Origin of the sequence: Methylacidimicrobium tartarophylax (assembly GCF_902143375.2) — a bacterium.
GTDB classification, from domain to species: domain Bacteria; phylum Verrucomicrobiota; class Verrucomicrobiia; order Methylacidiphilales; family Methylacidiphilaceae; genus Methylacidimicrobium; species Methylacidimicrobium tartarophylax.
Genome location: NZ_CABFVA020000092.1, coordinates 1 through 1,920, shown reverse-complemented (window position 1 = coordinate 1,920; position 1,920 = coordinate 1). Strand labels below are relative to the sequence as shown.

Genomic DNA, 1,920 nt, shown 5'->3' with positions numbered 1-1,920 from the left:
AACCAAGGCGCAACGAAGCAGACAGGTCCATTTCGCAAGCCGCAGGAGATCGCTTGTGAGATATGCAGGTTAGGCGAACTCCGCTTGTTTTTTCCCGGGGAAGTCCGTACGGAGGAAGGAATGCTGGCACGATATAGTCGAGAGCCCATGCGGGCCATCTGGCGCGAAGCGCGCCGCCTGGAACTCTGGTTGGAAATCGAGCTCCTTGCCGTCGAAGCAATGGCGCGGATTGGCCGCGTTCCGGCCGAAGAAGCGGCCCAGATTCGCCGACGGGTCCACTTCTCCCTCGCCGAGGTTCAGAAGCGGGAGGAAAAGACCCAGCACGAGATCCTCGCCTTTTTGGAGGAAATCGCCTCTCACGCAGGGCCTGCGGGCCGCTGGCTTCACCACGGCCTCACTTCCTCGGATGTGCTCGACACTTCGCTCGCACTCCAGCTTCGCGCAGCCTGCGATCTTCTCCACCAAGACCTGCTCGCCCTCCGCATCACGATCGGAGAGCAAGCACGCCGGTATGCCTTCGTGCCGATGATCGGCCGTACGCATGGCGTCCATGCGGAGCCGGTCACCTACGGACTGAAGTTGGCCTTGATGTACGATGAGTTCGGCCGTGCGACCGAACGGCTTCTGGCCGCCCGGGAGCAGATTTCGGTCGGGAAGCTCTCCGGTGCGGTCGGTACCTATGCGCATCTCGACCCCGCAGTGGAAGAGGAGGTGTGCCGAAAGCTCGGGCTTTCGCCCGCCCCCGCTTCCAACCAGATCATCCAGCGGGACCGGCATGCCCATCTCGCCTCGACACTCGCCCTGATCGGCAGCAGCGTCGAGCGGTGGGCCATCGAATTTCGCCACCTGCAGAGAACGGAGGTTCTGGAGGTCGAAGAACCTTTTGCGGCGGGACAGAAGGGAAGCAGTGCCATGCCGCACAAGAAGAACCCGATCCTTTCCGAACGGCTTTGCGGCCTTGCCCGTCTTTTGCGGGGCTACGCACTGGCCGCCATGGAAAATGTGCCGCTCTGGCATGAGCGCGACATTTCGCACTCCTCCGCCGAACGCGTAATTTTTCCCGACGCGACCACGCTCCTCGATTATATGCTCGTGACCTTGGACCGGCTGGTGGCCGATCAGTCGGTCTACCCCGAGCGGATGGCAGAAAACCTCGCCCGATCCAAGGGCCTTTATGCTTCGGAAGGCGTCCTTCTGGCTCTGGTCCGGAAGGGCTTGCCGCGCAAGGATGCCTACGAGCTTGTCCAGGAAGCGGCGATGCGTTGCTGGCGAGGAAAGGAGCCATTTCCCGCCTATCTCCGCGAAACGCCGAGCATCGCCCAACTGCTCCCCCCCGAGGAGATCGACCGGGTTTGCTCCCTGGAGAACTACTGCCGCCATGTCGGCGACACCTTCAAAAGGGTTGGCTTGGAGGCGCCGGAACCGTAGATTGCGACTGCCATGATACGAGCCCGCGTCTTGATTTTGCCGAAGCGCACCGTTTTTGATCCGCAAGGAGAAGCGGTCCGCCATGCCCTAGGCCACTTCGGTCTGGCCGCTGCCGAAAGAGTCCGCGTGGGGAAGGAGATCGAGATCGAGATCCCGGGCGAGGGAGATCAGGCGAAGATCCGTTCCCAACTGGAAACGATCGCTCGAGATTTTCTGGCCAACCCTGTGGTGGAGGAGTTCGAGCTCCATATCGAAGGTCTCCCATGAGATGGGGTGTCGTCGTCTTTCCGGGATCGAACTGCGACCGCGATTGTCTTTTCGTGCTGCAGCGAGTTCTCGGCCAGGAGGGGATCGTGATCTGGCACGACGAACGGAATCTGCCTCCGGTGGACGCTGTCGTCCTTCCGGGAGGATTTTCCTACGGCGACTACCTTCGATCCGGGGCAATCGCCTCCCTCTCCCCCATCATGGCGGCGGTCGGAAAAGCCGCCC

2 protein-coding genes and 1 pseudogene are annotated in these 1,920 nt (G+C 61.8%); all 3 read left to right on the top strand.

Annotation, left to right across the window (positions count from 1 at the left end; genetic code table 11):
• Positions 1–120 precede the first annotated feature (120 nt).
• Positions 121–1,428: an adenylosuccinate lyase gene (gene purB, locus MAMT_RS08420; protein ID WP_142660532.1), complete on the top strand. Its 1,308-nt coding sequence runs from the start codon at positions 121–123 to the stop codon at positions 1,426–1,428.
• Positions 1,429–1,440: 12 nt separating this feature from the next.
• Positions 1,441–1,695 carry a phosphoribosylformylglycinamidine synthase subunit PurS gene (gene purS, locus MAMT_RS08415; protein ID WP_142660531.1) on the top strand — a complete coding sequence of 85 codons (255 nt, stop codon included), beginning with the start codon at positions 1,441–1,443 and terminating at the stop codon, positions 1,693–1,695.
• Positions 1,692–1,920, top strand: a pseudogene (locus MAMT_RS08410) (phosphoribosylformylglycinamidine synthase I); the annotation flags it as partial. The gene purS and the pseudogene MAMT_RS08410, both read left to right, overlap by 4 nt.

Excerpts from the sequence above, each read along its gene's own strand:
- purB (WP_142660532.1), top strand. The coding sequence starts at position 121 with ATGCTGGCACGATATAGTCGAGAGCCCATGCGGGCCATCTGGCGCGAA.
- purS (WP_142660531.1), top strand. The coding sequence starts at position 1,441 with ATGATACGAGCCCGCGTCTTGATTTTGCCGAAGCGCACCGTTTTTGAT.